This window comes from Brevundimonas sp. (assembly GCF_041919755.1).
In the GTDB taxonomy this organism is placed as follows: Bacteria; Pseudomonadota; Alphaproteobacteria; order Caulobacterales; family Caulobacteraceae; genus Brevundimonas.
On record NZ_JAYRTD010000009.1, the window covers coordinates 79,045 to 102,478 of the forward strand.

The following is a 23,434-nucleotide window of genomic DNA, read 5'->3' on the forward strand; positions in this document are numbered from 1 at the left end:
CGCACTATATGCTGCTGTGCCGTATCGTGACCGTTCGCGGTCGCCGACCAGGATCGACATGCTGTATTCGCTGCACGAGCTCGCCTACGCCTCCGCCTCGCCGTTCCGGATCGGGGCCCAGATGGCCCGGACCTTCTGGTCGTCGCCGCTGAACCCCGCCGCCGACACGGCCATCGGCCGCACCGCCTTCGCCTCGGCCGAGCTGTTCGAGAGTGTGACGCGCCGCTATGGCAAGCCGGACTGGCGGCTGGACACCATCACCGTCGACGGCCATCCGATCCGCACGACCCAGCAGGTCATCTGGTCCTCGCCCTGGTGCCGCCTGATACGGTTCGCGCGCAACATCGGCGACCTGAAGCGGGCGAAAAAGCCGGTCGCGGCCCCCTCGGTCCTGATCGTGGCACCCCTGTCGGGCCACTATGCCACCCTGCTGCGCGGGACAGTCGAGGGCTTCCTTGCCGACCACGACGTCTATGTGACCGACTGGTCCAACGCCCGCCAGGTGCCGGTGCTGGAGGGCCGGTTCGACTTCTTCGACTATATCGACCACGTCCGCGACATGCTGGCCGCCATCGGGCCGCGCGCCCATGTGGTCGGCGTCTGCCAGCCCGGACCGCCGGTCCTGGCGGCCTGCGCCCTGATGGCCGAGGACAATGATCCGAACCGCCCCGTCTCCATGACCTTCATGGGCTCGCCCATCGATGCGCGCCTGTCGCCGACGGTGACCAATGAACTGGCCGAGGAAAAGCCTTTCACCTGGTTCCAGTCGAACATGATCCACACCGTGCCCTGGCCCTATCCCGGCTTTGGCCGCCGCGTCTATCCGGGCTTCGTCCAGCTCTACAGCTTCATGTCGATGAACGAGGACAAGCATATCGACGCCCACCACCGCTATTTCCAGGACCTGGTCTCGGGCGACGGCGACGGGGTGGAGAAGCACGAGGAATTCTACGACGAATACCTCTCGGTGCTGGACCTGTCGGAGGAGTTCTACCTTCAGACCATCGACATCGTCTTCCAGCAGCATCTGCTGCCGCGCGGCCTGCTGGAGCATCGCGGCCGCAAGGTCGATCTGACCAAGATCACGGACATCGCCCTGATGACCGTCGAGGGGGCCAAGGACGACATCTCCGGCGTCGGCCAGACCCAGGCCGCGCATGGGCTGTGCACGGGCCTGAACGACGACCGCCGCGTGCTGTATGTCCATCCGGACGTCGGCCACTATGGCGTCTTCAACGGTCGCCGGTTCCGCGACGATATTTATCCGCGCGTCCGCGACTTCATCGCGGCCCAAGAGGTGGCCAGTGCAGTACCGGAACGGCCAGCGGCTGCCGCCTGAGGCGCTGGGAGTCGCCGCGCGCCTGTCGGTCAATCCCCGTGCCCGCCGCCTGTCGATCCGCATAGACGGACGCGCGGGCGAGGCCGTCCTGATCGCACCCAGCGAACGCAAGCTGGGCGAGGTTGTGGCCTTCGCCCGCACCAAGACGGACTGGATCCTGGATCGCCTGGCCCAGCGCCAGCCTGGCACCCCGATCGTGCCGGGGGCTGTCCTGCCCCTGTTCGACCGCCCGACCCGACTGATTGCCGTGCCCGGTGCCGGGGCCGCGCGCCTGAGTGAGGACGCCGATGGCTCCGTCATCCTGTCCGGCGGCGAGGGCGAGGCCTTTGCCCGCAGGGTCGAGAACCTGTTCAAACGCATCGCCCGCGACACGCTTCAGGCGCGGACCGATGTGCATTTGAAAGCCCTCGGCCCCAAGGCCGGGCGGGGTCCGGTGAAGATCTCCATCGCCGACCCGAAATCGCGCTGGGGCTCCTGCAGCCCGCACAACCGCACCATCCGCTATAGCTGGCGGGTCATCATGGCTCCGCGCGCGGTGGTCGACTATCTGGCCGCCCATGAAGTGGCCCATCTGGTCCATGCCGACCACAGCCAGGCCTACTGGTCCGTCGTCCACGACCTGATCGGCGACCATCGCCCCTACCGCCGCTGGCTCAAGGACCACGGCGCGGCCCTCCACGCCGTGGGGCGCTAGAAGAACAGCGGCTCGCGGCTGCGTTCCGGCTGGCGATCGTCCGGCCTTTGCGGCTGCGGGGCGGTCGGGCGCACCACGGCGGGCTCGCGGCGCGGCGTTTCCTGATTGCCCTGGGCCGGAGGCGTGGACGGCTCCTCGTAGGAACCTTCATCCGTTTCGGCCGGAGGATTGTCGCCATAGGGGTCGCCGATTTCCTCCAGCATCTGGCCGATAGGCGTCGGCGGCTGCCAGCCTTCGGGCATGGCGGGGCCGGCGGGAATGGCCGGGGCGTTCAGGCGCGGCAGGGCTGCCTCCATGAAGCCGCGCCAGATGGCGGCGGGCGACGAGCCGCCGGTGATGCCGCGCATGGCCGTATTGTCGTCCTTGCCGACCCAGACGGCCGTCACGAAGCCACCCGTGTAGCCGACGAACCAGGCGTCCTTGTAATCCGAGGTCGTGCCTGTCTTGCCCGCGATGTCGCGCCCCGCGATCCCCGCGGACCGGCCCGAGCCGGAGGTGACGACGCCCCTCAGCATCTGGTTCTGGTAGTAGAGGAACGGGTTCGAAATCGCCTGTACCGGAGCGCCCTGTCGGGCGTCGCGTTGATAGATGACGCGGCCCTGCGGTGTGCGGATACGGCTGATGCCGTAGGCACTGACCCGGCGCCCGCCATTGGCGAAGGCGTCATAGGCCTGGGCCATTTCCAGCGGACTGACCTCGACGGCCCCCAGGGCCATGGCTGGCTCCAGCCCGATCCGGCTGGTGATGCCCAGGCGGCGTGCGGCGCGGGCGACGTTGTCGCGCCCGATCTGGTCCGCGATCCCGGCCGCCACCGTATTGGTCGACTGGGCCACGGCATTGGCCAGGGTCGTCTCGCCGATGAAGTTGCCGGAATAGTTGCGCGGCGACCAGTTGCCGATGGTGATCGGCTGATCCACGACGCGGCTCTCTGGCGTATAGCCCGCCTCCAGCGCGGCCAGATAGACGAAGGGCTTAAAGGCCGAACCCGCCTGACGCCGCGCCTCGGTGGCGCGGTTGAACTGGCTGTCAGCATAGGACGCGCCGCCGATCATGGCCCGCACCCGCCCGTCGCCGTCCAGAGCGACCAGGGCCGCCTGTTCGACGCCCTTGCCTTCGTCGCGGTCCAGGATGCGCCGCACGGCCCGCTCGGCCGAGGTCTGCAGCGTCAGGTCCAGCGTGGTCTCCACCACCAGATCCTCGGTCGGTTCGCCGACCAGTTCGCGGATCTGGCGATCCAGCCAGTCGACGAAATACTGGGCATGCTGGGTCGCCAGGGTGCGCGAGACCCGCACCGGCGTGGCGGCGGCGGCATCGCGCTGCTCCACCGTGATCACGCCCGCCTCGACCATTTCGTTCAGCACAACGGTGGCCCGTCCGGCCGCCCGCTCGCTCTCGGACACCGGCGAATAGCGCGACGGTGCCTTCAGCAGCCCGGCCAGAAGCGCGGCCTCGCCGACTGTCAGGTCCTTGGCGGACTTGTCGAAATACCGCTGCGACGCCGCCTCGATCCCGTAAGCCCCGGCACCGAAATAGACCCGGTTCAAATAGAGGGCCAGGATCTCCTTCTTGGAGAATTTCATCTCCAGCCACACGGCCAGCATCAGCTCCTGAACCTTGCGCTTCATGTTTTGGTCGGGCGACAGGAACAGGTTCTTGGCCAGCTGTTGCGTCAGGGTCGAGCCGCCCTGGACCACCCGCCCCGCGCGGATATTGGCCACCATGGCGCGGCTCATGCCGATGGGGTCGAAGCCGGGGTGGCTGTAGAAGCGGCGGTCCTCGATCGCCACGAAGGCAGCGGGCACATAGTCGGGCAGGCTGTCCAGATCGGCGGGCGGGGCCATCTGGGTACCGCGCACCGCGATCAGCGCGCCATTGCGATCCAGATAGGTGATCGAGGGCTGGCGGTCGACATTGTACAGGCTGGCCGTACTGGGCAGGTCGCGCGCGAAAACGGCAAAAAAGACGACCAGGAAGATCAGCGCCCAGACCGCCAGAACCGCGCTCCAGTAGAAGAAGCGCTTCCAGCCCGTCCGTTTCGGCTTGCGGCCGTCGGGGGCGGGATTGGACTCATTACCGAAACGCGCGCCTGAACCCGCCATCACTACCCTCATCAAGCCGATGCCCGGTCATAGCGGGTCGTGCGGCATACGGAAACGGTGCCCCCCGTTTCACACGATCGTGAGCACCGTTTCCGCCGAAAGCATGGCCGTTCGAAGGGCTATTCTAAAAACGCGTTCACCTCGGCCAGGAAGCGCTCCGGCTGGTCCAGCATGATGAAATGGGCGCTGTCGTCGATCCGCTTCAGCGTGACGCCGGGCAGGGTGGCGAAGGAGGCTTGATAGATACCGTCCGTCATCTCGTTGGTCATGCGGGCGTCGTTGAACTTGACGTACAGCACCTCGGTCGGGGCCGTGATCCGCGCCAGTTCGGGACGCAGGTCGGTGGTGATCAACTCGCGCATGGAGGCGGCGGCCACATTCTGATCGCTGGTCACGCTATCCTGGATGGGGCCGGGGCGGGCTGCCTCGGTATTGATCATCCCGGCGATGGTCTGGGCGGCCTGGGTCTGCCAGGCCTCGGGCGGCGAGCTGCGCATGCCGTTGGCGACCATGTCGGCCATCGGCTGGACGCTCTGGGCTGTCGCCTGGGGTCCGCCGAACATCGCTCCCATGAAGGGGATCATATCCACGACCATCAGCTTGCCGACCAGCGTCGGCTGCCGCGCGGCCAGCATCATGGCGATGGTGCCGCCCATGGAGTGGCCGATGACCACCGGCTTGTCGAGCTGTTCCTGACGGATGTAGCGGGCCAGGTCGGCCGCGACCGGCGTGGCCACCAGTCCTTGCGCATTGTCCTCGGCCGGGGCCCCTGCAAAGCCCTGAACATGGATGCGATGGATGCGATAGCGGTCCTTCAGCGCTTCGGTCAGCCCGTCCCAGACCTCGGGCGACGATGACAGGCCGGGGATCAAGATGATGTCGCCGATCGGCTGTTCCGGCCCGTCGACGCGGACATGGAACCGACCGGATTCGAAGTCGGCATGCTGATGGCCGTGGTCGGCACCGGCGTGACCGGCATGGTCAGCGTGCTGGGCCAGGGCAGGCGTGGCCGCGGTTGCCAGAATGGCGGCGGCGATAAAGGCAAGGGATCTGTTCATGTGTGTTGTCCTCCCGACGATGACCGCTCAATACCACTTCACTTTATAATGTAAAGTACTTTCTTTGTTGCGCGACGCTGACACGCGACAATCGCGTAGAAGCTCAATACGATGGGCGCATGCCCGCCGATACCGCCGATCTCCCCGCCGCCCGACTTTCGCCCGCGCCCACGGCCTTCGGCAAGGGGTTCGTGCTGGACACCTGGTATTTCGTCGCCCTGTCGCGCGAGGTGAAGCCCGGCGACATGAAGCGCCACGAACTGCTGGGCGAACCCGTCCTGATCGGTCGGACGAAGGCGGGTCAGGTCTATGGCATGCGCGACATCTGCCCGCACCGGGCCGCGCCCCTTTCCGCCGGGCGTCTGGTCGAAAAGCCGGGCGAGGGCGAGACGATCGAGTGCTGCTACCACGGCTGGCGCTTCCGACCCGACGGCGTGTGCGCCGCCATCCCGTCCCTGGTCGAGGATCAGGCCTATGAGCCGGAGCGTATCCGGGTGCGGTCCTATCCCGTGCGCGAAAGTCAGGGGATGATCTTCGTCTGGATAACCTCCGATCCGCGCAGCCCCGCAGAGCCGGATCACGAACCGCCCGTCTTCCCCGGTGTGGTCGGCGGCGAGGCCCGGCTGGTCGAGGCGATGGATTTCGACAGCCATATCGACCACGCCGTCGTCGGCCTGATGGACCCGGCTCACGGCCCCTATGTGCATCAGCAGTGGTGGTGGCGCTCCGAGCATTCCATGCACGAAAAGTCCAAGGCCTTCGAGCCGCGCGACATGGGCTTCGCCATGGTCCGGCACGCGCCCTCATCCAACAGCCGGGCCTACAAAATTCTGGGCGGAGCCCCGGCGACCGAGATCACCTTCCGCCTGCCCGGCTATCGCTGGGAGCATATCCAAGTCGGAGACAAACAGGTGCTGGCCCTGACCTGCCTGACGCCGATCACGGAGACGAAGACGCGGATCACCCAGATCTTCTGGTCCGACCATTGGGTGTTCGGCATCGCCAAACCCTTCCTGCGTCAGGGTGTGCGGGCCTTCCTGAAGCAGGACGGCGGCATGGTGAACCTGCAGAACGAAGGCCTGCGCTACGACCCGGCCCTGATCTGGATCGACGACGCCGACAAACAGGCCAAATGGTACCAGCAGCTGAAGCGCGAGTGGATCAAGAGCCGCGCCGAGCAACGTCCGTTCGCCAACCCGGTCAAGCCCGCGACCCTGCGCTGGAAGAGCTAGAACCCAATCCGCGCTCAAACAGCGAGACGCCGCGCGTCGAGCGTTAGCGCCCTAAAAAACAAAAAACCCGCCGGCGAACCGGCGGGTTTTTCGATTACTGCCGGGCCAGTTGCCCCGCCAGGATCAGGTCCATCTGCTTGCGCGTATGGGCTGTCAGCTCTTCCATGCCCCAGCCGTCGTAGGCGGCGAAGCGATAGTTGGCCATGTAGAGTTCCCAGATCATGCGGGTCATCAGGGTGACGTCGACGTCCTGACGCAGCTCGCCCTCACGGATACCGGCCTGCAGGATGCCGGCCACCGTCTCGACGAAGGGCTTGGCCATGGTGCGCTGGCGCTCGTTGGCGTCGTCAGGCTGGAACCAGGCGCGGGCGAAAATCGCCTGCACCAGCGGCAAATGGTCCAGACCGCGATGATAGCCGACCGACAGGGCCGAGGTCAGGCGCTCGGCTGCCCGACCGTCCGCCGTCGCAGCCGCCTGAAAGGATTCCAGCGTCCCGGCCAGGTTTTCAGCCAGGACCGCCTCGAACAGTTCGGACTTGTCCTGGAAGTTGGCGAAGACGGCACCCGTCGACATGCCGGCGCCCTTGGCGATGTCGCGGATGGTGGCGGCTTCATAGCCGCGCTCTGCGAACAGGATGCGGGCGGCCTCCAGCACCTTGGCGTGGGTGCGGACCTTGGCGGCCTGGCGTCGGTTCAGGCGCGGAGCCTCGATATCGGCGTCGATCTGGGTGGTGGGCAAAACGGAATCTCGCATGAAAACGGTTACTCGACTGGCGGCTTGAACCCTTGTGCCGCGTGAAACTGGATCACCGGAGTGACGGAAGGAATTGAACACGATGGCCGCGGCTCACCGAACGTCCTTCCGAACAGCGCGGCTGTTGACCACCGAACGATGACCAAAATGGGGTGCAGGGATTAACAGCTTGGCCGTCTCGGCAACACAATTGGTGACACCCTGACAAACGCGGGGCGGCGTCAGCCCCTGTTAGTCCCTCTCAGGGCTCTGGCGCGGCGGGGCCGATCGGCATCGGGCATGGCCGCCTGAAACAGCTTGCGATACCGGTCGCGCCGCTCGTGGATAGAGGCCAGTACCAGGCCCATCGGCACCCCGAGATCGACCAGGGTGTTTTCGGCCAGCTGCAGACTGGCCTCGGTCGTCTCTGGCACGGCATCGGTGACGCCCAGGCGATACAGCCGCTCCGCATGCCGGTCGTCGCGGGCGCGCGCGATCAGGATCAGATCGGGCCGCAGGGCCCGCGCCGCGACCACAACCTCGTCGACCTTTGACGGCGCATCCATGGTGACGATGACGGCGCGGGCCGTGTCGATCCCGCACAGCCGCAGCATCTCCTCGCGTCCGGCGTCGCCATAGAAGACGTTCGCCCCTTCAGCCCGGCCCTTGGCGACGGTCGAGGCATTGGCGTCGATGGCCAGAAAGGTCTGGCCGTGTTCGTTCAGCATCTCGCCCACCAGCCGTCCCACGCGACCGAAGCCTACGATCAGCACCTGATTTTCCGTATCGACCGGTGTCAGCGCCTCTGGCGGCAGGTCAGTCTCGGCCGCCTCGACCCTGGCGGTCAGGCGGCTGGCCAGCAGCGCCATCAAGGGCACGGTGAAGATGCTGATGGTTGCGGCCAGCAGCGCCGTCTGGGTGAAACCGGGCGAGCCGATCCCCTCCAGCACGCCGGCCCCCAGGATGACGAAGGCGAACTCTCCCGCCGGACCCAGCACCAGCGCCGTCTCGATGGCGCTGCGATTGTTCAGTCCCCACAGCCGAGCCGCGCCATAGATCAATGCGGCCTTCACGGCGGTCAGCAGGGCCGCCAGTCCGAAGATGCCGACGGGATTGGCCGCCACCGCATCCAGATCCAGCCCGATGCCGACGCCGACGAAGAAGACCCCCAGCAACAGACCCTTGAACGGCTCGATCGACAGTTCGACCTCGCGCCGGAACTCCGTCTCGGCCAGCAGCAGGCCGGCGATCAGGGCCCCAAGGCTCATCGACAGGCCCGCAGCCTGCGCCGCCAGCCCGGAGCCGACGACGACCAGCAGGCTGGCGGCCACGAACATCTCCTGCCCCTGGCCCTTCGACTTGGCCCTGGCCACCGATCGGAACATGGGCCGCAGCACCAGCCGCCCCAGCGCCACCAGCAGCGCCAGGCCGATGGCGGCGGGCACCAGCGTCAGCAGGGCCGGGCGCAGCACCGCCGGATCGAAGTCTCCGCCGGCGGCGGTCGCCCCCTGGGCGAGGGCCGCCAGTACGGTTACGGTGATCAGGATGGGGGCGACAGCCAGATCCTGGGCCAGCAGGATGGAAAAGGTCGCCCGGCCGCTGGTCGTCGTCATTCGACCGCGCTCGGCCATCACCGGCATGACCACCGCCGTCGATGACAGGGCCAGCCCCATGCCCAGCACCGCCGAGGCGACCAGCGACTGTCCCATCAGCATGAAGACGGCCCCGAGGGCCACGGTACAGGTCGCGACCTGTGCCAGCCCCAGGCCGAAAACCAGCCGCCGCATGGCCTTCAGCCGTTCCCACGACAGCTCCAGCCCGATCATGAACAGCAGAAAGGCCACGCCCAGCTCCGACAGCGACCGGATTTGGGCCGCATCGGAAATGGTAAGCCAGCTCAGCCAGGGCAGGGTGTCGGCCAGCCGCGCAAGCCCCTGCGGCCCCAGCAGCACGCCAGCGGCCAGAAACCCCAGCACCGGGCTGATCTTGAACCGGTTGAACAGGGGCACGACCACGCCGGCGGCGGCCAGAAAGACCACCAGATCCTTGTATTCGCCGCCGCCGTGTCCGCCCGCCATGATGCTCCCGCCTGTTGCGGCGCACTATCGGGCGATACGTCGTTCACGCCAAGTGAAAGCCTGACCGTGACGGCCCTAATCGGCTTCATGACAAAAAATTCAGGTTACGCCGCGAAATCAGGGCGTAGGGTCCGCGCCGACATCCTCCGCCTTCTGAACAGCCAAGGTTTGATACTCCATGAAGACTCTGCTTCTCGGTGCCGCCATCGGCGCGCTCGTCCTGCCCGCTGCCCCCGCCTTCGCCCAGCACTTTGATCACGACGATCACGACCACGCCTGCATCGACGAGGCCTGCACCATCTTCGAACTGTTCCAGGCTCCGCCCGCCCCCGCCGGTGGCACGGTCCAGGGCTATCAGGGTACTACGGCTCCGAAATACGGCACCTGGGGCTTCGACCTGGCCGGGCGCGACACCTCGGTGAACCCGGGCGACAACTTCTTCCGCTATGCCAACGGCACGGCGCTGGACCGGCTGCAGATCCCGTCGGACCGCACCTCCTACGGCTCGTTCAACCTGCTGCGCGAACTGTCGGACAACCGGGTCAAGGTGATGATCGACGCCCTGGCCGCCCGCACAGACCTGACCGCCGGCTCGGATGAGCAGAAGATCGCCGACGCCTATCGCTCCTATATGGATGAGGCCCGGATCGAGGCGCTGGACGCCCAGCCGCTGGCTCCGTATCTGGCCGCCATCCGCGCCGCCGACACCCATGACAAGGCCGCCGTCTACATGGGCTCGACGCAAGGGCGTGTCGGCGGTTCCATCTTCGGCACCGGCATCACGACCGACCAGAAGGCCCCGACCCGCTACGTCGTCTCGACGGGCCAGTCGGGCATCGGCCTGCCCAACCGCGACTACTATCTGGCCGAGCGCTGGGCCGACAAGAAGGTGCTGTATCAGGCCTATGTCGCCCGCATGCTGGAGATGATCGGTTGGGAAAACCCGGTCGAGAACGCCGCCGCCATCGTCGCCTTCGAAACCCGCATCGCCGAGGCCCACTGGACGCCCGAGCAGAACCGCAACCGCGACGAAACCTACAACGAATACACCATCGCCAGACTGGCCGAGGAGGCACCCGGCTTTCCGTGGCAAGACTATTATAATGCCGTCGGCGTCGGTGAAGTGCCGCGCCTGATTGTGCGTCAGGACACCGCGCTGCCGGCCATCGCCGCCATCTATGCCGAGACGCCGATCGAGACGATCCAGGCCTGGCAGGCCTTCCACACCACCGACGATGCGGCGGGCCGTCTGTCCAAGCGCTTCGCCGATGCCCAGTGGGAGTTCCGCTCGCGCGACCTGCAGGGTCAACCAATGCAGCGTCCCCGCGACAAGCGCGGCATCAGCTTTGCCGAGGGCATGCTGGGCGAGGCCGTCGGCCGCCAGTATGTGGCCGAATACTTCCCCGCCGAGTCCAAGGCCAAGATGGAGGAGCTGGTCGCCAATCTGCGCCTGGCCCTGGCCGCCCGCATCCAGAACTACGACTGGATGAGCGCCGAAACCCGCGCCGCCGCCGAGGAGAAGCTGAACAAGTTCACCGTCAAGATCGGCTATCCGAACAAGTGGCGCGACTATTCCGCTCTCGAAATCAGGCCTGACGACCTGTTCGGCAATGGCGAGCGCGCCGGCCTGTTTCAGTGGAACTATCAGCTCGCCCGTCTGAACCAGCCGGTCGACAAGGACGAATGGGGCATGACCCCGCAGACGGTGAACGCCTATTACAACTCGACCAACAACGAGATCGTCTTCCCCGCCGCCATCCTGCAACCGCCCTTCTTCGATCCGGATGCGGACCCGGCCGTCAACTACGGCGGTATCGGCGGCGTGATCGGCCACGAGATCGGCCACGGCTTCGACGACCAGGGCTCCAAGTCCGACGGCGACGGCGTGCTGCGTAACTGGTGGACGCCTCAGGACAAGGCCAACTTCGACGCCCTGACCGCGCGGCTGGGCGAACAGTACGGCCAGTTCGAGCCCATCCCCGGCTTCAAGGTCCGCCCGCAGCTGACCATGGGCGAAAACATCGGCGACGCTGCCGGCGTGGCCGTCGGTCTGGCTGCCTATCGCCTGTCGCTGAACGGAGCCGAGGCGCCGATCCTGGACGGTACTACGGGCGACCAGCGATTCTTCTACGGCTGGGCCCAGGTCTGGCAGTCCAAGTATCGCGAGGCCGCTTTGAAACAGCAGATCGACACCGATCCTCACAGCCCGGCCGAGTTCCGCGTTATCGGCCCGGTACGCAACATGGACGAATGGTACACCGCCTTCGACGTCCAGCCCGGTCAAGCCTACTACCTGCCCGAGGATCAGCGCGTCCGCATCTGGTAGCGGTCGGCGGATCAGAATGATGAGGGCCGGGGTGGCGACGCTCCGGCCTTTTTCATAGGTCGCCGTGGCTGGATCTGAGGCACAAAAAAGCCCGCTGCGGGGGATACATCGCAGCGGGCTTTCTTTCGCTCTCTAGGGAGCGGACGTTTCCTCCCCGAAACGCCTCCAGGAGCTGCTGCGCCTAAACGCTGCGCTTCCGAGTACGACCAATTGACGACAGTTCGCCGCACAAGTCAATGATTGGTCAGGCAATACAGGCTGTAACCGCTTGGTTATCGACGATAACTTACGCAGGCCCCAGCGTTGCTGTGACGATACGCCGGACCGTCTCGACCAGCTGTCCCCGTTCGACAGAAAGTTGCCCGGGCCGCTCGGCCTTCCAGGCGTCATTGCCCGCGATGGCCGAGGCGGCGGCCCGGCCCGCGTCCAGATCCTTGATTGTCACCGTGCCCGCTGCGATCTCGTCGCCGCCCAGGATGACGGCGGCGGGCGATCCCCGCCGGTCCGCATATTTCATCTGCGCCTTCATGCCCGCCCGGCCCAGATACAGCTCGGCAGCGATGCCCGCATTCCTCAGCTCGACCAGCGCCTCCAGATAGTGCGGCATGTCGGCGTCGGAGAAGACGATCAGCACCACCGGCCCGCGCACCGCCGCATCCTCGGCCCGCCCTGCAGCCCTGAGCGCCGAGGCCAGGCGCGACACCCCGAACGAAAAGCCCGTCGCCGGCAGCCGCTCACCCGTGAACCGCGCCACCAGATCGTCATAGCGACCGCCGCCACCGATCGAGCCGAAGCGCACGGCCCGGCCCTTGTCGTCGGTGGTCTCCAGCAGCAATTCGGCCTCGAACACCGCACCCGTATAGTATTCCAGACCGCGCACGATGGTCGGATCGAACCGCACCGCGTCCTGGCCAACCTTCATGGCATTCAGCGCCTGATCGATGGCCGCCAGCTCGTTCAGCGCCGCCTCGCCCATGGCCCCCAGGCCGCCCGCGCGCGCCACGGCGTCCAGCGTCTGCGACCGGCTCAGGGCCGCATCCCCCGCCGAGGCCAGAAAGGCCTCGATGGTCGACGCCACGCCTAGGGGCAGTTGCGCCCCTTTGGTATAGTCACCGCTGTCGTCCAGCCGCCCCTCGCCCAGCAGGGCCGCGACCCCCTCCCAGCCCAGGCGGTCGAACTTGTCGATGGCCCGCAGCGCCGTCAGCTTCTGGACCGGATCGGTCACCCCGCCCGCCTCGAACAGGCCGTCGAACAGCTTGCGGCTTGCGACGCGGATGACGGCCTGGTCCGCGTCCAGCCCCGCCGCGCGCAAGCCTTCACCGGCCATGGCGATGATTTCGGCATCCGCCTCCGGCCGGTCCGAACCGACGGTGTCGGCATCGCACTGGGTGAATTCGCGGAACCGGCCCGGGCCGGGCTTTTCATTCCTCCACACCGAACCGAACGCATAGCGGCGAAACGGCTTGGGCAGGGTCTCCCAGTTCTGGGCCGCGAACCGGGCCAGCGGCGCGGTCAGGTCATAGCGCAGCGCCATCCATTGTTCATCGTCGTCCTGAAGCGCGAAGACGCCTTCGTTCGGGCGGTCGGCGTCGGGCAGGAATTTGCCGAGCGCATCGGCATATTCGAACGCGCCCGTGTCCAGCGGCTCGAACCCCCAGCGCTCATAGACCTCCGACACCTGGCGCACGATGCGACGCTCGGCGATCAGGTCGCGGCCCCGCCGGTCGGCAAAGCCACGCGGATTGCGGGCCTCGGGGCGAGCAGAGGCTTCGGTCGGCAGCGTATTCTTCGTCATGGCCGCCTTCTAAAGTGCCCTGCTGCCGGAAACCAGCCGTACCACTCGCGGTATTTCCACCCTTGCGAGCTTGGAAGGTCAGCAACCTTGCGCGCTGCGCTCTAGCGCCTTAACCGCTTCGTTCATCCAACGATGACACGGTTTTGATCGACAAACCCCGTTTGGCCACGAATAAGTCGCCGAGGACTTCCTATCTGTATGAAAAGGCCGGTGTTACGGCCTGACGGAAAGAGACTTGATGCGTAAGCTGCTTTTGATCGGTGCTGCCGCGGCGACTCTGGTGGGCCTTGGGGCCGCGACTGCAGTGGGCCAGACCCCGCGCAACGAGGCGTTCCGCATGGTCGCCCTGTTCGGCGACGTGTTGGGCATCGTCGAACAGGCCTATGTGGTGCCGGTCGATGACAAGAAGCTGATCGAGGCCGCCCTTCAAGGCATGATGACCTCGCTGGACCCGCATTCTAACTATCTGCCGCCGGACGGCTATGGCGATCTGCAGGAGCGGACGACGGGCCAGTATTCCGGCGTGGGCCTGACCATCCAGGCCGAGGGCGGTTTCGTGAAGATCATCTCGCCCATGGACGGCGGACCCGCCGCCCGCGCGGGCGTTCAGGCAGGCGACGTCATCTCGGTGATCGACGGCCAGAACGCGGCCGGCCTGACGGTGACCCAGGTCTCCGACAAGCTGCGCGGGGCCGCCGGCACCTCCATCAAGGTCACCTTCCTGCGTGACGGCGAGGAGCCGCGCGAAGTGACCCTGACCCGCGAGGTCATCAAGATCGAATCCGTCACGGGCCGCGTCGAAGGCGAGTTCGGTTATCTGCGCGTTTCGACCTTCAACGAGAACACGGGTCGCGAACTGGGCGAAACCATCGCCAGGCTGAAGGCCGAGAACCCGGCGCTGAAGGGCTATGTCCTGGATTTGCGCAACAACGGCGGTGGTCTGCTGGATGCCGCCATTTCCGTCTCCGACGCCTTTCTGGAGCGCGGCGAGATCGTCAGTCAGCGCGGTCGTACCGCCGAGCAGATCCAGCGCTACTATGCGTCCCAAGGCGACCTGACCAACGGCCTGCCGATCGTCGTCCTGATCAACTATGGCTCGGCCTCGGCGTCCGAGATCGTGGCGGGCGCGCTCAAGGATCACCAGCGCGCGACGATCCTGGGTCTGACCAGCTTCGGCAAGGGATCGGTCCAGACCGTCATCCCGCTGAGGGGTGGCCGTGACGGCGCGCTGTCGATCACGACGGCCCGCTACTACACGCCGTCGGGCGGCTCGATCCAGAAGATCGGCATCGAGCCCGACCTGGAGGTCTCACGCTCCATGGCCGAGGCCCGGATCGTGTCGCGGTCGAACTTCATCTATTCCGAGGCGGGTTACGCCACCGCCTTGGACGCCTCCATCGGGGCCGAGCGCAAGGGGCCGCACACGCCGGTCGAGGCCCCGGGCGAGAGTTGGCCTGAGGACAAGGACTATCAGCTGGAACGCGCCTTCGACGTGCTGCGGGCCGGGGGCAACCTCAGCCAGCTGGTGGCCGCGCCAGAGGGGATTGTGGTGACGCCGCCGGGCACGCCGACGGTGGTCATCGCCGAGGCCGAAACGGACGAACTGCCGCAGGACTGACGGCCTTGCATGGCTAATGCCATGTTAGGCTTTCTTAACCGACAGCGTTCAGTGTGAGGCCTGAAGGGTCCCGTCCGCGCGGGGCCCGCCCTTCGAGCCTTCGCACCGCCATGTTCGCCAAGCGCCAGTCTGTCCTTGCCGCCACCGCCGGAGCGCCCCCGGCCCGCAAATCCGTGGGCGACACCTTCGCCCCGGTGATGCGTCAGCTGAAGAAGCCGCCGGTCGCCGTCGCCGGAGCCGGTGTCCTGCTGCTGGCCGCCGCCGGTCTGTTCGTTACCGTGCTGGGCGATCCACGCGCCGGCGTGCCCTCGGCCCGCGCCGAACTGGCCCGCGCGCCGGTCGTCGAGGCCCCGGCCCCGACGGGACTGGAGGCCTTCTCCATGGGGGCCTATGGCAGCTATCAGGATCTCGCCGCCGACGGCACGGTCGTCGACCCCGCCCTGTCCGGAGAGGCGGTCATCACCCTGCCCAACGGTGCGACCGTGTCCGGCAATGGCGCGCCGGTCACCGCGCCGCGCCTGGCCGTCTCTTCGCCCCTGCCCGCCGCGCCCATCGCCGGCCTGTCGCAGCCGGGCCCCGACGGTCCCCTGCCGACCATCGCCACCGACGGCCGCGTCCCGGCCCAGGCCTATGCCCGGCCCTTCCGCGCCAACGGTCGCCCGCGCGTCGCCCTGGTGGTCGGTGGGCTGGGTCTGAACGCGGTCACGACCCGCGCCGCCATCGAACGCCTGCCTGCCGATGTGACGCTGAGCTTCGTGCCCTATGCCGAAGGCCTGCAGGGCTGGATCGACCTGGCCCGCGCTCACGGCCATGAGGTCATGCTGGAAATGCCGATGGAGCCCACCGGCTATCCCGACAACGATCCAGGCCCCTATACGCTGCTGGCGCGCGGCGACAGCGCGGACATCACGGCCAAGATGAACTGGCTTCTGGGCCGCGCCACCGGATACTTCGGCGTGACCAACTATATGGGCGACAAGTTCGCGACCTCAGACGGGGCCATGAACGCCTTCCTGGGCGTGCTGCGTCAGCGCGGGGTGGCCTTCCTCGACGACGGCTCCATGAGCCGCCGCCCCGGCGCCTGGGCCCGCGCCAGCGCCAACCGCATTATCGACGAGCAACAGACCCCCGCCGCCATCGTCGGCCAGCTGAACGCGCTGGAAGCCCTGGCCAAGGCCCGCGGCCAGGCCATGGGCACCGGCTTTAGCTATCCCGTCACGGTCGAGGCGGTGGCGCGCTGGACCTCGGAACTGGAAGCGCGCGGGCTTCAGCTGGCCCCAGCCTCGGCGATGACGCAGCGCCCCGGGCGATAGGGTCGAGGTTCGAGGGACCAGGGACTAGGGAGGAGGGGCGGCTCTCACGTCGCATCGGCTTCCTTCCCTCGTCCCTGATCCCTACAACCTCGTCCCTATGACCGATCTTCCCCATCACCGCCCCAACGTCGGCGTCGTTCTGTTCCATCCGGACGGGCGGGTCTGGTATGGGCGGCGTGCGGGGCAGGTGGGGCCCTATAACTGGCAGTTCCCGCAAGGCGGCGTGGACGACGGCGAGGACCTGGAGACCGCCGCCCGCCGCGAACTGGCCGAGGAGACGGGCGTCACCTCCATCGACTATCTGGCCCGGACCGAGGGCTGGATTGCCTATGACTTTCCCGCCGATTTCGAGGGCACCAAGCGGGCGCGGGGCTGGAAGGGCCAGAAACAGGCCTGGTTCGCCTATAGCTTCACGGGCGCTGAGGCCGAGATCGATCTGGACCGGCACGACGAGATCGAGTTCGACGCCTGGCGCTGGGGCCGACTGGATGAGGCTCCGGACCTGATCGTGCCGTTCAAGCGGGATGTTTATACGCAGGTGGTGGCAGCGTTCGCGCGCCTGATCTGACCCTTCTCCCTTTGCGGGAGAAGGATTCAATGTCCGGTCGGGGCCAGCCGCATCAGCACCAGCCCGGCCACGATCAAGCCCGCCGCCGCCACCCGCATCGGATGCACCCCCTCGTTCAGCCACAGGATGCCGACCACAAACGCCCCGATCGCCCCGATGCCGGTCCAGATCGTATAGGCGGTGCCGAGCGGCAAAGTCTTCATCGACAGCGACAGCAGGCCGAAACTTGCGACCATGGCGACCAGCGTCACCAGACTGGGCCCCAGCCTGGTGAAGCCTTCGGACTGTTTCATGGAAAACGCCCAGACGATTTCCAGCAGTCCGGCGATGAGCAGATAAATCCAGGCCATGGTCACGGCCCTCCTTCACAAGGGCCGGGCCGTCCCGGGCTTGTCCCGCGTCGCCAGGATCAGCGCGACGCGAGGCGAGGACGTGGCCTCGTCTTGAAGGTATAATCTGGGACAGCGAAGCGGCAGGTCAAGGCCCGCCGCCAACCGATCAGACGCTGCCGATTTCCGAGGCCTGTTCGGCCAGGATGGTCAGGCCCGCGGGCGTGACGTCGGCAAAGCCGCCGTGCACGTCGAACTGTCGACGCGCATTGCCGTCGATGACCGTCACCACGCCCTCGCGCAGGGCCGTCATGAAGGGGGCGTGGTCCGCCAGGACGCCGAAGTCGCCTTCGACGCCCGGCGCATCGACCTGATCCACGAGGCCGGAAAAGACCTCGCGCTCAGGCGCCACCAGCGAAAAGTGGAGCTTGCCCGCCATGGATCAGGCGGCCTCGGCGGCCATCTTGGCGGCCTTTTCGACGGCTTCCTCGATGGTGCCGACCATGTAGAAGGCGGCTTCCGGCAGGTGGTCGTAGTCGCCGGCCACGATGCCCTTGAACGAGCGGATGGTGTCGGCCAGCTCGACGAACTTGCCGGGCGAGTTGGTGAACTGCTCGGCCACGAAGAAGGGCTGCGACAGGAAGCGGCTGATCTTGCGGGCGCGGGCCACGACCAGCTTGTCGTCTTCCGACAGCTCGTCCATGCCCAGGATGGCGATGATGTCCTTCAGACCCTTGTAGGACTGCAGCACTTCCTGGACCGAACGGGCGACGTTGTAGTGCTCTTCGCCGATGATCAGCGGGTCCATGATCCGGCTGGTCGAGTCCAGCGGGTCCACGGCCGGGAAGATGGCCTGGGCGGCGATGTCGCGGCTCAGAACCGTCTTGGCGTCCAGGTGGGCGAAGGAGGCGGCAGGGGCCGGGTCGGTCAGGTCGTCGGCGGGAACGTAGATGGCCTGGATCGAGGTGATCGAGCCCTTCTTGGTCGAGGTGATGCGCTCCTGCAGGTTGCCCATCTCGGTGGCCAGCGTCGGCTGATAGCCCACGGCCGAGGGGATGCGGCCCAGCAGAGCCGACATTTCCGAACCGGCCTGGGTGAAGCGGAAGATGTTGTCGACGAACAGCAGAACGTCCTTGCCTTCCTCGTCGCGGAAGTATTCGGCCTGGGCCAGACCGGTCAGGGCGACGCGGGCGCGGGCACCGGGGGGCTCGTTCATCTGGCCGTAGACCAGGGCGCATTTGGAGCCTTCGGTCGAGCCGCCGTTCTTGGTCGGGTCCACGTTCACATTGGACTCGATCATCTCGTGATACAGGTCGTTGCCCTCGCGGGTGCGTTCACCCACGCCGGCCAGAACCGAATAACCGCCGTAGGCCTTGGCGATGTTGTTGATCAGCTCCTGCATGGTCACGGTCTTGCCCACGCCGGCGCCGCCGAAGAGGCCCGTCTTGCCGCCCTTGGTGTAGGGGCACATCAGGTCGATGACCTTGATACCAGTGACCAGAATTTCCGACGAGGTCGACTGCTCTTCAAACGAAGGGGCGTCGCGGTGGATCGGACGGAACATCTCGGTCTTGATCGGACCCTGCTCGTCGATCGGCTGGCCGACAACGTTCATGATGCGGCCGAGCGTGCCGGGACCGACGGGGGCCAGGATGGAGCCACCCGTATCCGTCACGGGCTGGCCGCGGGTCAGGCCCTCGGTCGTGTCCATGGCGATGGTGCGGACCATGTTCTCACCCAGGTGCTGGGCGACTTCCAGAACCAGGGTGAAGGGCTCGCCCGTCTTCTGGTCGACGTTCTGAGTGTGCAGGGCGTTCAGGATCGCCGGCAGGTGACCGTCGAACTCCACGTCGACCACAGCGCCGATGACCTGGGCGATCTTGCCCGTGCCGGCGGCGGCGACGGGGGCGGCGGCAGCAGGTCCGGCCTTCTTGCGAGGCGCGGCGGGCTTCTTCGGGGCGGGGGTCTTGGCGATGGTGTCGGTCATGGCAGGGTTCCGGTTCGGAATAACGTCTGTGTCAGCGGGATCGGGATCAGAGGGCTTCGGCGCCGGCGATGATCTCGATCAGTTCGGTGGTGATCTGGGCCTGGCGTTTGCGGTTGTACTGCAGGGTCAGGGCATTGATGAGGTCGCCCGCATTGCGCGTGGCATTGTCCATCGCCGCCATCTGCGAGCCGAAGAAGCCCGCCTGGTTTTCGTACAGGGCGGCCAGCACCTGGGTGGTCAGGTTGCGCGGCAGCAGGGTCTCGAGAATCTCCTCTTCCGAGGGCTCGTATTCATAGACTGCGCCGTTCAGGTCGATGGGGGCGGCGTCGCCTTCCACCACGGCGGGGATCAGCTGTTTGGCGGTCGGCACCTGCGAGATGACCGACTGGAAGCGGCTGTAGAACAGGGTGACCACATCGGCCTCGCCGTTCTCGAAGGCGTCGGCGATGAACTGGGCGACCGGCTGGGCGGCGGCCAGACCCAGCACCTTGTGCTCGCTCAGCTCGAAGGTACGGACCACCTTGTCGCCGAACATGCGGGTCAGCTGGTCGCGCGACTTTTTGCCGACGGCGACGATTCGCACATCCTTGCCCGAGGCGATCAGGCTGCGGATGCGCTCGCGCGCGGCACGGATGATGTTGGTCGAGAAACCGCCCGCAAGACCCTTGTCCGCCGAGGCGACGACGACCAGGTGGCGCTGATCGCCGCCCGTGCCCGCCAGCAGCTTCGGCGCATCGGCCCCGGAGACACCGGCGGCCAGATTGGCGATGACCGAGGCCATCTTGGTGGCATAGGGCCGGGCGTTTTCGGCCTGGTCCTGGGCGCGTTTCAGCTTGGCCGCGGCGACCATCTGCATGGCTTTCGTGATCTTCTGCGTCGCTTTGACGCTTCCGATCCGATCGCGCATTTCCTTGAGGCTGGCCATCCGGCGCTACTCTCTCAGCTCGGGGGTCAGTTAGGCGAAGGTCTTGGCGAAGGCTTCGATGGCGGCCTTCAGCTCGGCTTCCAGGTCCTTGGACAGGGCCTTCTGCGTGCGGATGGCGTCCAGCAGGCCGGCGTGGTTCGAATGCATCCGGGCCAGCAGTTCGCTCTCGAAGCGACCGATGTCGGCCACGGCGATGTCGTCCAGATAGCCGCGCGTACCGGCATAGATGGACACCACCTGCTCCTCGACCGTCAGGGGCGAGTACTGGGGCTGCTTCAGCAGCTCCGTCAGGCGGGCACCGCGGGCCAGCAGGCGCTGGGTCGAGACGTCCAGGTCCGAGCCAAACTTGGCGAAGGCGGCCATCTCACGATACTGGGCCAGCTCGCCCTTGATCGAACCGGCGACCTGTTTCATCGCCTTGATCTGGGCCGAGGAGCCCACGCGCGACACCGAGATGCCGACGTTCACGGCCGGGCGGATGCCCTGGTAGAACAGGTCGGATTCCAGGAAGATCTGGCCGTCGGTGATCGAGATCACGTTGGTGGGGATATAGGCCGAGACGTCGTTGGCCTGGGTTTCGATCAGCGGCAGGGCCGTCATCGAGCCGGATCCATTGTCCTCGTTCAGCTTGGCCGAACGCTCCAGCAGGCGGCTGTGCAGATAGAAGACGTCGCCCGGATAGGCTTCGCGGCCCGGCGGACGGCGCAGCAGCAGGGACATCTGGCGATAGGCCACAGCCTGCTTGGACAGGTCATCGTACACGATCAGGGCGTGCATGCCGTTGTCGCGGAAGAACTCGCCCATGGCGGTGCCGGCGAACGGGGCCAGGAACTGCAGCGGGGCGGGCTCGGACGCCGTCGATGCGACCACGATGGTGTATTCCAGGGCGCCGCGCTCTTCGAGCGTCTTGACGATCTGGGCCACGGTCGAACGCTTCTGACCGATGGCGACATAGATGCAGTACAGCTTGTCGCTTTCGGCCGCGCCTTCGACGTTGATCGATTTCTGGTTCAGGATGGTGTCGATCGCCACGGCGGTCTTGCCGACCTGACGGTCACCGATGATCAGCTCGCGCTGGCCGCGACCGACGGGGATCAGGGTGTCGATCGCCTTCAGGCCGGTCTGCATCGGCTCGTGAACCGACTTGCGGGGGATGATGCCCGGGGCCTTGACGTCCACGCGGCGACGCTCGGTGAACTGGATCGGGCCCTTGCCGTCGATCGGTTCGCCCAGCGGATTGACGACGCGGCCCAGCAGACCCTTGCCGACCGGCACATCCACGATCTCGCCCAGACGGCGGACCTCGTCGCCCTCGGCGATCTGGTTGTCCTGGCCGAAGATCACGGCGCCGACGTTGTCGCGCTCCAGGTTCAGGGCCATGCCCTTCACGCCGGCTTTGGGGAATTCGATCATCTCGCCGGCCTGGACATTGTCCAGACCGTGGATGCGGGCGATGCCGTCGCCGACCGACAGGACCTGGCCGACGTCGGACACGTCGGCTTCGACGCCGAAGTTGGCGATCTGGCTCTTGAGGATGGCCGAAATCTCGGCAGCGCGGATGTCCATGGTCGGGCTCTCTGGCTTTCGTCTTCGTGTCGTCGCGACCGGGGCCGCGCGGGTATCGGTTGGCGGCTTAGGCCCGTTTCAGGGCGAACTTCATCTGGTCCAGCTTGGTCTTCAGCGAGGCGTCGAACAGCTTCGAGCCGACCTTGACCTTCAATCCGCCCAGGATCGACGGATCGACGCGGGCGGTCATTTCGGCATCCTTGCCCAGCGCCGTGCGCAGGGCGGTCTGGATGGACTTGGTCTGGGCCGCCGTCAGCGGCTGGGCCGAGACGATCTCGGCGGCGACCAGTCCGGTCTTCTTGGCATACAGCGCTTCATAGGCGGCGATGACGCCGGTCAGGTCGCCTGCGCGACCATTCTGGGCCAGCAGACCCAGGAAGTTGCGCGTCGTCTTGTGGAACTTCGCCTTGTCGGCGATGGCGACCAGACCCTTTTGCTGGTCCTCGTCCGAGATCACCGGTGAAGTGGCCAGGCGGCGCAGGTCCACGCTCTCGTGCCAGGCGGCGCGCAGCGACTTCAGGTCGGCGCGCACGGCGTCGATCGCACCGGTTTCGTCGGCGAGGTCGAACAGCGCCTGGGCATAGCGCTCTGCGACTTCTGTCGTCCTGAATTCGTCAGCCAAGGGTCTTGTCCGTCCGGATAAGCATGTTGTGTCGCGATCGACCACGTCGTTCGCGTCGATCAAGGGCTTGATATACTTATGGAAAGCACGACGAGAGCCGTTTCGTCAGAAACGCCTCCTCCAAGCCGGGCGCCTGATAGCATGGGCTTTTGCAGGCCGCAACCAAGGCGACAGGTCGCGCACCCGACAATCACAGACGCATTGCCGCAGGTGCAACCCAGACTGTATGGAGGGCATTCAGAGCCGCGACCGTACGACGGCCACCCTCTCAGGAATCAGACCCTTCATGTTCGACAGCATCGTTCCCTTGCTCACTGATCCCGCCGCCTGGGCGGCGCTGGTCACCCTCGTCGTCATGGAAGTCGTGCTGGGCATCGACAACCTGATCTTCATCTCGATCCTGTCGAACAAGCTGCCCGAACATCAGCGCCAGCGCGTGCGCCGCATCGGTATCGGCCTGGCCCTGGTCATGCGTCTGGCCCTGCTGTCGATCATCGCCTGGCTGGTCGGCCTGATCCAGCCGGTCTTCACCGTCATGGGCAACGAGTTCTCGTGGAAGGATCTGATCCTGATCGCGGGCGGCCTGTTCCTGGTCTGGAAGGCCACCAAGGAAATCCACCACGCCGTCGACCCGACCCCATCCGAGCACGAGGTGCTCGACAAGAAGGCCGTCGTCATCAACAACGCCGGCGCCGCCATCTTCCAGATCATCCTGCTGGACCTGGTCTTCTCGATCGACTCGATCCTGACCGCCGTGGGCATGACCGAGCACCTGCCGATCATGGTCGTGGCCGTGCTGGCCGCCGTGACCGTCATGCTGCTGGCCGCCGATCCCCTTGCCAACTTCATCAACAAGAACCCGACCGTGGTCATGCTGGCCCTGGGCTTCCTGATCATGATCGGCATGGTGCTGATCGCCGACGGCTTCGGCTATCACGTGCCCAAGGGCTACATCTATGCCGCCATGGCCTTCTCGGCCGGCGTCGAGGCGCTGAACATGCTCAGCCGCTCCTCGGCCACCAAGAAGCAGAAGGCCGAACGCGCCCGCGCCGAAGCCAATGCCGCCGAAGCCCGCGCCCAAGCCGCCGAGGCCGAAGCCGCGGCCGACCCGACGCACTAATCCTCAAGACCGACGGCGGCCCTGCGCTCAAG

The 23,434-nt window shown here is 66.4% G+C and carries 19 protein-coding genes; 8 read left to right on the top strand and 11 right to left on the bottom strand.

Going from position 1 to position 23,434, the window contains the following annotated elements; translation table 11 throughout:
* Nucleotides 1-58 precede the first annotated feature (58 nt).
* Together ACE3TH_RS11710 and ACE3TH_RS11715 are read left to right on the top strand one after the other, a co-directional pair.
* Nucleotides 59-1,339, top strand: coding sequence for a polyhydroxyalkanoate depolymerase (locus ACE3TH_RS11710; protein WP_374599852.1), 1,281 nt, complete (start codon nucleotides 59-61; stop codon nucleotides 1,337-1,339).
* The gene (locus ACE3TH_RS11715) at nucleotides 1,305-2,033 is read left to right on the top strand and encodes a M48 family metallopeptidase (RefSeq protein ID WP_374599853.1); all 729 of its coding nucleotides are present in this window, start codon (nucleotides 1,305-1,307) and stop codon (nucleotides 2,031-2,033) included. The genes ACE3TH_RS11710 and ACE3TH_RS11715 overlap by 35 nt, the downstream gene beginning before the upstream one ends.
* Here the strand turns inward: ACE3TH_RS11715 and ACE3TH_RS11720 are convergent.
* A complete protein-coding gene (locus tag ACE3TH_RS11720; protein WP_374599855.1) occupies nucleotides 2,030-4,132 on the bottom strand; it encodes a PBP1A family penicillin-binding protein in 2,103 nt (700 codons plus the stop codon). The two genes, ACE3TH_RS11715 and ACE3TH_RS11720, sit on opposite strands and share 4 nt — an antisense overlap.
* Nucleotides 4,133-4,251: 119 nt before the next feature.
* Nucleotides 4,252-5,190, bottom strand: a complete 939-nt coding sequence (locus ACE3TH_RS11725) for an alpha/beta fold hydrolase (RefSeq protein ID WP_374599857.1) — start codon at nucleotides 5,188-5,190, stop codon at nucleotides 4,252-4,254.
* A 119-nt stretch (nucleotides 5,191-5,309) separates the two neighbouring features.
* Between ACE3TH_RS11725 and ACE3TH_RS11730 the strand changes: the two genes are divergently transcribed.
* Complete coding sequence (locus tag ACE3TH_RS11730; RefSeq protein ID WP_374599859.1) at nucleotides 5,310-6,422, top strand: Rieske 2Fe-2S domain-containing protein; 1,113 nt, start codon at nucleotides 5,310-5,312, stop codon at nucleotides 6,420-6,422.
* A 94-nt stretch (nucleotides 6,423-6,516) separates the two neighbouring features.
* On the opposite strand, the gene ACE3TH_RS11735 is transcribed toward ACE3TH_RS11730, so the two are convergent.
* Nucleotides 6,517-7,176: a TetR family transcriptional regulator gene (locus ACE3TH_RS11735; protein WP_374599860.1), complete on the bottom strand. Its 660-nt coding sequence runs from the start codon at nucleotides 7,174-7,176 to the stop codon at nucleotides 6,517-6,519.
* A 221-nt stretch (nucleotides 7,177-7,397) separates the two neighbouring features.
* A complete protein-coding gene (locus ACE3TH_RS11740) occupies nucleotides 7,398-9,233 on the bottom strand; it encodes a cation:proton antiporter (protein WP_374599862.1) in 1,836 nt (611 codons plus the stop codon).
* 178 nt (nucleotides 9,234-9,411) lie between these two features.
* Here ACE3TH_RS11740 and ACE3TH_RS11745 point away from each other — a divergent pair, with 178 nt between their 5' ends.
* Nucleotides 9,412-11,559 (top strand): M13 family metallopeptidase, encoded by a 2,148-nt coding sequence (locus ACE3TH_RS11745; RefSeq protein WP_374599863.1) that lies wholly within the window; start codon nucleotides 9,412-9,414, stop codon nucleotides 11,557-11,559.
* A gap of 286 nt (nucleotides 11,560-11,845) precedes the next feature.
* On the opposite strand, the gene hisS is transcribed toward ACE3TH_RS11745, so the two are convergent.
* On the bottom strand, nucleotides 11,846-13,354 hold the full coding sequence (hisS, locus tag ACE3TH_RS11750) for a histidine--tRNA ligase (RefSeq protein WP_374599865.1): 1,509 nt from the start codon (nucleotides 13,352-13,354) through the stop codon (nucleotides 11,846-11,848).
* Nucleotides 13,355-13,592: 238 nt separating this feature from the next.
* Between hisS and ACE3TH_RS11755 the strand changes: the two genes are divergently transcribed.
* The 3 genes from ACE3TH_RS11755 (at nucleotide 13,593) to ACE3TH_RS11765 (ending at nucleotide 16,853) form a co-directional block, all read left to right on the top strand.
* Nucleotides 13,593-14,972, top strand: coding sequence for a S41 family peptidase (locus ACE3TH_RS11755; protein ID WP_374599866.1), 1,380 nt, complete (start codon nucleotides 13,593-13,595; stop codon nucleotides 14,970-14,972).
* A gap of 110 nt (nucleotides 14,973-15,082) precedes the next feature.
* Nucleotides 15,083-16,285, top strand: a complete 1,203-nt coding sequence (locus ACE3TH_RS11760) for a divergent polysaccharide deacetylase family protein (protein WP_374599868.1) — start codon at nucleotides 15,083-15,085, stop codon at nucleotides 16,283-16,285.
* Between the two features lie 97 nt (nucleotides 16,286-16,382).
* Entirely contained in the window at nucleotides 16,383-16,853 is a 471-nt protein-coding gene (locus ACE3TH_RS11765) for an RNA pyrophosphohydrolase (protein WP_374599870.1), read from the top strand.
* Between the two features lie 26 nt (nucleotides 16,854-16,879).
* Here ACE3TH_RS11765 and ACE3TH_RS11770 read toward each other — a convergent pair whose 3' ends face one another.
* The 6 genes from ACE3TH_RS11770 to ACE3TH_RS11795 form a co-directional block, all read right to left on the bottom strand.
* Nucleotides 16,880-17,203: a multidrug efflux SMR transporter gene (locus tag ACE3TH_RS11770; protein WP_296167007.1), complete on the bottom strand. Its 324-nt coding sequence runs from the start codon at nucleotides 17,201-17,203 to the stop codon at nucleotides 16,880-16,882.
* A gap of 148 nt (nucleotides 17,204-17,351) precedes the next feature.
* On the bottom strand, nucleotides 17,352-17,621 hold the full coding sequence (locus ACE3TH_RS11775; RefSeq protein ID WP_374599872.1) for an ATP synthase F1 subunit epsilon: 270 nt from the start codon (nucleotides 17,619-17,621) through the stop codon (nucleotides 17,352-17,354).
* Between the two features lie 3 nt (nucleotides 17,622-17,624).
* Entirely contained in the window at nucleotides 17,625-19,169 is a 1,545-nt protein-coding gene (gene atpD, locus ACE3TH_RS11780) for a F0F1 ATP synthase subunit beta (protein WP_374599873.1), read from the bottom strand.
* A 46-nt stretch (nucleotides 19,170-19,215) separates the two neighbouring features.
* Nucleotides 19,216-20,094, bottom strand: a complete 879-nt coding sequence (locus tag ACE3TH_RS11785) for a F0F1 ATP synthase subunit gamma (protein ID WP_374599875.1) — start codon at nucleotides 20,092-20,094, stop codon at nucleotides 19,216-19,218.
* Between the two features lie 30 nt (nucleotides 20,095-20,124).
* Nucleotides 20,125-21,660, bottom strand: a complete 1,536-nt coding sequence (gene atpA / locus ACE3TH_RS11790; protein ID WP_374599877.1) for a F0F1 ATP synthase subunit alpha — start codon at nucleotides 21,658-21,660, stop codon at nucleotides 20,125-20,127.
* A gap of 67 nt (nucleotides 21,661-21,727) precedes the next feature.
* Nucleotides 21,728-22,282: a F0F1 ATP synthase subunit delta gene (locus ACE3TH_RS11795; protein WP_374599879.1), complete on the bottom strand. Its 555-nt coding sequence runs from the start codon at nucleotides 22,280-22,282 to the stop codon at nucleotides 21,728-21,730.
* 286 nt (nucleotides 22,283-22,568) lie between these two features.
* On the opposite strand from ACE3TH_RS11795, the gene ACE3TH_RS11800 reads away from it, so the two are divergent.
* Nucleotides 22,569-23,402 carry a TerC family protein gene (locus ACE3TH_RS11800; RefSeq protein WP_374599881.1) on the top strand — a complete coding sequence of 278 codons (834 nt, stop codon included), beginning with the start codon at nucleotides 22,569-22,571 and terminating at the stop codon, nucleotides 23,400-23,402.
* Nucleotides 23,403-23,434: the final 32 nt, after the last annotated feature.

Excerpts from the sequence above, each read along its gene's own strand:
- ACE3TH_RS11710 (WP_374599852.1), top strand. The coding sequence starts at position 59 with ATGCTGTATTCGCTGCACGAGCTCGCCTACGCCTCCGCCTCGCCGTTC.
- ACE3TH_RS11720 (WP_374599855.1), bottom strand. The coding sequence starts at position 4,132 with ATGGCGGGTTCAGGCGCGCGTTTCGGTAATGAGTCCAATCCCGCCCCC.
- ACE3TH_RS11725 (WP_374599857.1), bottom strand. The coding sequence starts at position 5,190 with ATGAACAGATCCCTTGCCTTTATCGCCGCCGCCATTCTGGCAACCGCG.
- ACE3TH_RS11730 (WP_374599859.1), top strand. The coding sequence starts at position 5,310 with ATGCCCGCCGATACCGCCGATCTCCCCGCCGCCCGACTTTCGCCCGCG.
- ACE3TH_RS11735 (WP_374599860.1), bottom strand. The coding sequence starts at position 7,176 with ATGCGAGATTCCGTTTTGCCCACCACCCAGATCGACGCCGATATCGAG.
- ACE3TH_RS11740 (WP_374599862.1), bottom strand. The coding sequence starts at position 9,233 with ATGGCGGGCGGACACGGCGGCGGCGAATACAAGGATCTGGTGGTCTTT.
- ACE3TH_RS11745 (WP_374599863.1), top strand. The coding sequence starts at position 9,412 with ATGAAGACTCTGCTTCTCGGTGCCGCCATCGGCGCGCTCGTCCTGCCC.
- hisS (WP_374599865.1), bottom strand. The coding sequence starts at position 13,354 with ATGACGAAGAATACGCTGCCGACCGAAGCCTCTGCTCGCCCCGAGGCC.
- ACE3TH_RS11755 (WP_374599866.1), top strand. The coding sequence starts at position 13,593 with ATGCGTAAGCTGCTTTTGATCGGTGCTGCCGCGGCGACTCTGGTGGGC.
- ACE3TH_RS11760 (WP_374599868.1), top strand. The coding sequence starts at position 15,083 with ATGTTCGCCAAGCGCCAGTCTGTCCTTGCCGCCACCGCCGGAGCGCCC.
- ACE3TH_RS11765 (WP_374599870.1), top strand. The coding sequence starts at position 16,383 with ATGACCGATCTTCCCCATCACCGCCCCAACGTCGGCGTCGTTCTGTTC.
- ACE3TH_RS11770 (WP_296167007.1), bottom strand. The coding sequence starts at position 17,203 with ATGGCCTGGATTTATCTGCTCATCGCCGGACTGCTGGAAATCGTCTGG.
- ACE3TH_RS11775 (WP_374599872.1), bottom strand. The coding sequence starts at position 17,621 with ATGGCGGGCAAGCTCCACTTTTCGCTGGTGGCGCCTGAGCGCGAGGTC.
- atpD (WP_374599873.1), bottom strand. The coding sequence starts at position 19,169 with ATGACCGACACCATCGCCAAGACCCCCGCCCCGAAGAAGCCCGCCGCG.
- ACE3TH_RS11785 (WP_374599875.1), bottom strand. The coding sequence starts at position 20,094 with ATGGCCAGCCTCAAGGAAATGCGCGATCGGATCGGAAGCGTCAAAGCG.
- atpA (WP_374599877.1), bottom strand. The coding sequence starts at position 21,660 with ATGGACATCCGCGCTGCCGAGATTTCGGCCATCCTCAAGAGCCAGATC.
- ACE3TH_RS11800 (WP_374599881.1), top strand. The coding sequence starts at position 22,569 with ATGTTCGACAGCATCGTTCCCTTGCTCACTGATCCCGCCGCCTGGGCG.